A 4,757-nucleotide genomic window follows, 5' to 3' on the forward strand; every position below is an offset into this window, starting at 1 on the left:
GATCTGTACGGCGCGCGACCTCCGCCTCGACGTCGTCATGAACCACGAGGCGCCGGCCGCGCCGTGCGCCGGATGGCTCCAGAACGCCGTGGTTGCGGGCATTCGCAGCACCGGAGACCCGAACCCGATGGGCCTGTGGAGCCGGGCCGGCCACGACGCGATGGCGATCGCGGCGATCACCGACATCGGCATGCTCTTCGTCCGGTGCCATGACGGCATCAGCCACCACCCCGACGAGGGTGTGCGCGAGATCGACGTCGCACGCGGGATCGACGCGTTCGAGCAGGCGGTGCTCGAGGTGGCTGCGACGTGGAAGGCCGACCATGGCGGCTGAACAGCGGACCGACCAGCAGGCCAGCCAGCGGATCGACGAACGGATCGCCGAACGCCATGACGAGCTGAGCCCCCAGGAGCGGCGGGCAGCCGGCACCCTGCTGGAGCACCTCGACGACCTCGCGACGTACCGCGCCGCGGAACTGGCCGAGCTCGCCGGGGTGTCGCGGGCGACGATGAGCCGACTGTTCCGCAGCCTGGGGTTCGCAGACTTCGACGAGGTGCGCGAGCACCTGCGCGGACTGCGGGCGACCGGCGAGCCCCGTCGGATCGACGGCGCCCCGGACCCGGAGACGTTGGCGGCAGCCGAGCAGGCCGCGATCCTGCGCGCCGTCGGGCATCCCCGGCTGCCCGAGGTCGCCGGCCTGGTCGCCCTGGCCGAGCGGGTGCTCGTGGTCGGCTGGCGCAACAGCTACCCCGTCGCCCTGCACCTGCGCGAGCAGCTCGCCCAGGCCCGCGACGACGTCCGGATCGCCCCCGTGCCGGGCCAGACGACCGGCGAGGAACTGGTCGGGCTCGGGCCCGCCGACGTGATCGTGGTCGTCGGCTTCCGTCGCCGGCCGCAGCACTTCGCGGCCTTCCTCGCGGCTGCGCACGCGACCGGCGCGACCGTCGTACTCCTCGGCGACCCGACGGCGGTGGCGCATGCCTCCCACGCAAGCATCTGGCTGGAGTGCCCGTTGCAGCACGCGCTGGCGTTCGACAGCTATGCCGCACCGATGGCGCTGGTCAGCGTGCTGGCCGACGGCGTGCTCGCCGCGTGTCGTCGTACCGGGAGCGCCCGCGTGCGCCGGATCAGCGAGACTTACGAACAACTCGGTGAAGTGGAATGAGAGGCGACCAGTGACCGGCGACCCGAACGACGACCTGAACAAGGACGCAGCCTGGCTGGCCCGCGCGGTCGAGCTCGCGACCGCCAACGTCGACGACGGTGGCGGGCCCTTCGGCGCGGTCATCGTCCAGGACGGCAAGCTGATCGCGTTCGGCCAGAACCGCGTCACCCGCGACCTCGACCCGACCGCCCACGCAGAGGTGATGGCGATCCGCGCCGCGTGTACGGCGATCGGCTCGTTCAGCCTCGCCGGCTGCTCGCTCTACACCTCGTGCGAGCCGTGCCCGCTGTGCCTGTCGGCCTCGTTGTGGGCCCGGCTGGACCGCGTCGTCTACGCGGCCGACCGCGAGGACGCGGCCCGCGGCGGCTTCGACGACCGGGAGTTCTACGAGCTCTTCGATCGACCGAGGTCGGAGTGGTCGATGGACATCGACAACCTGCGCCCGGACAACGCGTCGTCACCGTTCGACGCGTGGCTCGCCCACGAGAAGCGGACTGCGTACTGACAGGAGCTCTGCGGCGACGGCCAGCGCGATCGCGGCCGGCTTCTTGCTGTGGATGCCCGTGACCGCGGGATCGCCGATGGGTGTGCGGATCCTTCCGATCACCTCCGGCGAGTGACCCAGGTCGGCCAGCTTCGACCGGAACCGCACCCACTTCGCCGACGATCCGATCAGGCCGATCGAACCGGGCACGTCGGAGCGCAGCAGCGCGTCGAGCAGCGCGAGGTCCTCGGCGTGGTCGTGGGTCAGCACCAGGGCGTGCGTGCCGCGCGGCAGCTCGGCGATGACGAGCTCCGGGAGCACGGGAACCCGGTGCACGTGGACGTCTGCCGGTCCGGTCAGCAGCGGCGCCAGTCGCGCGTCGTCGAGCTGGTCGGCCCGGGAGTCGACCAGGTGCAGCTCGAGGTCGTGGCGCCCCAGCAGCAACGCCAGCTCGAACCCCACGTGGCCCATCCCGAAGATCGCGTACGACGCCAGCACGCCCACCGGCTCGAGCAGCAGGGTGACCTCGCCCCCGCAGCACTGCACCCCGTGTTCCAGGGGCGCCTTGTCCGAGAGGTCGTGGCGCTCGGTCACCGGTGTCACGGTGCCGTCGGCCAGCAGGACGCGCGCCCGTCGTACGGCGGCCTCCTCGAGGTTGCCGCCGCCGACGCTCCCCCAGGTCTCCGTCGCGCTGACCACGAGCTTGGCGCCGGCCTCGCGCGGCGCGTGTCCACGGACCTCGGCAACGGTGACCAGGACGCAGGGCGTCCGCGTGTCACGCAGGTGCTGGAGCGCGCGCAGCCAGTCCATGTCAGGCCTCCACCCTCGTGGCCTGGGCCTTCGCGGCCTGGATGGCCCAGTAGACGGCTTCGGGGGTGGCGGGCGAGGCGAGCTCGACGGTGACCCCGCCCGGTCCGAACGCGCTGACCGCGTCCCGCAAGGCCTCGCGCACCGCGAACGCCAGCATCAGGGGCGGCTCGCCGACGGCCTTCGATCCGTAGACCGCGCCGTCGTCCGCCGCGTGCTCGAGCAGCGCGACCCGGAGGTCGGTCGGCATCTCCGAGAGGCTCGGCAGCTTGTACGTCGACGCCGACTGGGTCGCGAGCCGACCGCGCGACGGGCCGTCGGAGCTGTCCCACCGCAGGTCCTCGAGCGTGAGCCAGCCGACGCCCTGCACGAACCCGCCCTCGATCTGCCCGAGGTCGACCAGCGGGGAGAGGCTGTCGCCGACGTCGTGGACGATGTCGACCCGGGTCACCCGGTAGGCGCCGGTGAAGCCGTCGACCTCGACCTCGGCCGCCGCGACGCCGTACGCGAAGTACTTGAAGGGGTTGCCGGTCATCGTCGACACGTCCCAGCTCAGGCCGGGCGTCCGGTAGAAGCCGGCGGCCCAGAGCTGGATCCGGTCGAAGTAGGCGGTCCGGACAAGCTCTTCCCACGACGTCTCGGGGGCGAGGCGGTCGCGGACCGGTGCGAGCCGCGCCAGGATCTGCTCGCACGCGTCCTTCACCGCAGCGCCGTTGAGGTCGGCGCCCGAGCTGGCCGCAGTGGCGGACGTGTTCGGCACCTTGTCGGTGCGCGTCGGCGCCAGCCGGACCCGCTCGATCGGCAGCCCCAGCGCGGTGGCGGCGACCTGCAGCATCTTGGTGTGCAGGCCCTGGCCCATCTCCGTGCCGCCGTGGTTGATCAGCACCGAGCCGTCCTTGTAGACGTGCACGAGCGCCCCGCCCTGGTTGAACGACGTGAAGTTGAAGGAGATCCCGAACTTCACCGGCGTGATCGCCAGACCCCGCCTGGAATCGGGGTTCTGGGCGTTGTGGCTCGCGATGTCGTCACGCCGCTTGGCGAAGTCACTGGTGTCGAGGACCTGCTGCCAGGCGCGGTCGAGACGAGCGGCGTGCCGCACCGGCTGTCCGTACGGCGTCGGCTGCTCGTCGACGTAGAAGTTGCGCCGTCGCAGCTCGTGCGCCTCGATGCCAAGGATGGGTGCCACTCGTCCCAGGATGTCCTCGATCACGAGCATCCCCTGCGGGCCACCGAAGCCGCGGAACGCGGTCTGCGAGGTCTTGTGGGTGCGCGCGATCCGGCCGTCCACCGCCAGGTGAGGGATCCAGTAGGCGTTGTCGATGTGGCACAGCGCGCGCGAGAGGACGGGCTCGGACAGGTCCAGGCTCCAGCCACCGTCCGAGGTGAGTGTCGCAATCAGCGCCTGCAGGTGCCCGTCGTCGTCGAACCCGACCTTCCACGACGCGTGGAAGCCGTGCCGCTTGCCGGTCATCGTCATGTCCTGCTGGCGGGTCAGCCGCACCCGGACAGGGCGACCGGTGAGCCGGGCACCGAGCGCCGCGATCGCCGCGAATCCGTGGGGCTGCATCTCCTTGCCGCCGAATCCTCCGCCCATCCGCAGGCACTGCACCGTCACCTGGTGGCTGGCGAGGCCGAGGACGTGGGCCACGATCTCCTGCGTCTCGGTCGGGTGCTGGGTGCTGCACTGCACGAACACCTGGCCGTCGTCGTCGATGCTCGCCAGCGACGCGTGCGTCTCGAGGTAGAAGTGCTCCTGTCCTGCGAACTCGATCTCGCCCTCGAACACGTGACTGCTGGCCGCGAATCCCGCGTCGACGTCACCGCGCTCGAGCCGCGGCCGCGCACCCTGGAAGCTGTCCTGGGCGATCGCATCGGTGACCTCGATGATCGACGGCAATGGTTCGTAGTCGACCTCGACGGCGAGCGCGCCGAGGCGCGCGCTCTCCAGGTCGTCGGCCAGCACCCACGCCACCGCGTGCCCGAAGAACATCACCTCGTCGGGGAACAGCGGCTCGTCGTGCTTGGTGCCCGCGTCGTTGACGCCCGGAACGTCCTCGGCGGTCAGGACCCGCACGACTCCTGGGACGTCGAGGGCGGGGGCAACGTCCAGGCGGGTGATCCGGGCGTGTGCGTGGGGCGCCTGGACGGGGTGCGCGTGCAGCAGCCCGGGAGTCCGGGCGGCGACGTCGTCCGTGTAGAGCGCGCGACCGGTGACGTGCAGCGCCGCGGCTTCGTGCGGAATCGGCCGGCCGATCATCGTTCCTCCCGCTGGTTGAGGTGCGAGCGCCAGCGAGCCTCGA

The 4,757-nt window shown here is 71.5% G+C and carries 5 protein-coding genes; 3 read left to right on the forward strand and 2 right to left on the reverse strand.

Annotation, left to right across the window (positions count from 1 at the left end; translation table 11 throughout):
• The 3 genes from ACOADB_RS16520 to ACOADB_RS16530 all read left to right on the forward strand — a co-directional run.
• On the forward strand, positions 1 to 334 hold a 334-nt coding region (locus tag ACOADB_RS16520; RefSeq protein WP_378600751.1), incomplete at its 5' end, for a M20/M25/M40 family metallo-hydrolase.
• On the forward strand, positions 324 to 1,166 hold the full coding sequence (locus tag ACOADB_RS16525) for a MurR/RpiR family transcriptional regulator (protein ID WP_378600754.1): 843 nt from the start codon (positions 324 to 326) through the stop codon (positions 1,164 to 1,166). The genes ACOADB_RS16520 and ACOADB_RS16525, both read left to right, overlap by 11 nt.
• Before the next feature lie 10 nt (positions 1,167 to 1,176).
• A complete protein-coding gene (locus ACOADB_RS16530) occupies positions 1,177 to 1,671 on the forward strand; it encodes a nucleoside deaminase (RefSeq protein WP_378600757.1) in 495 nt (164 codons plus the stop codon).
• Here ACOADB_RS16530 and xdhC read toward each other — a convergent pair.
• A complete protein-coding gene (xdhC, locus tag ACOADB_RS16535; protein ID WP_378600760.1) occupies positions 1,624 to 2,460 on the reverse strand; it encodes a xanthine dehydrogenase accessory protein XdhC in 837 nt (278 codons plus the stop codon). The genes ACOADB_RS16530 and xdhC overlap by 48 nt on opposite strands.
• 1 nt (position 2,461) lies before the next feature.
• Positions 2,462 to 4,747, reverse strand: coding sequence for a xanthine dehydrogenase molybdopterin binding subunit (xdhB, locus tag ACOADB_RS16540; protein WP_378600839.1), 2,286 nt, complete (start codon positions 4,745 to 4,747; stop codon positions 2,462 to 2,464).
• Positions 4,748 to 4,757: the final 10 nt, after the last annotated feature.

This window comes from Nocardioides sp. CPCC 206348, assembly GCF_048654705.1.
Taxonomy (GTDB): Bacteria; Actinomycetota; Actinomycetes; order Propionibacteriales; family Nocardioidaceae; genus Nocardioides.

Coding starts and splice junctions, on each gene's coding strand:
- ACOADB_RS16525 (WP_378600754.1), top strand. CDS start 324: ATGGCGGCTGAACAGCGGACCGACCAGCAGGCCAGCCAGCGGATCGAC.
- xdhC (WP_378600760.1), bottom strand. CDS start 2,460: ATGGACTGGCTGCGCGCGCTCCAGCACCTGCGTGACACGCGGACGCCC.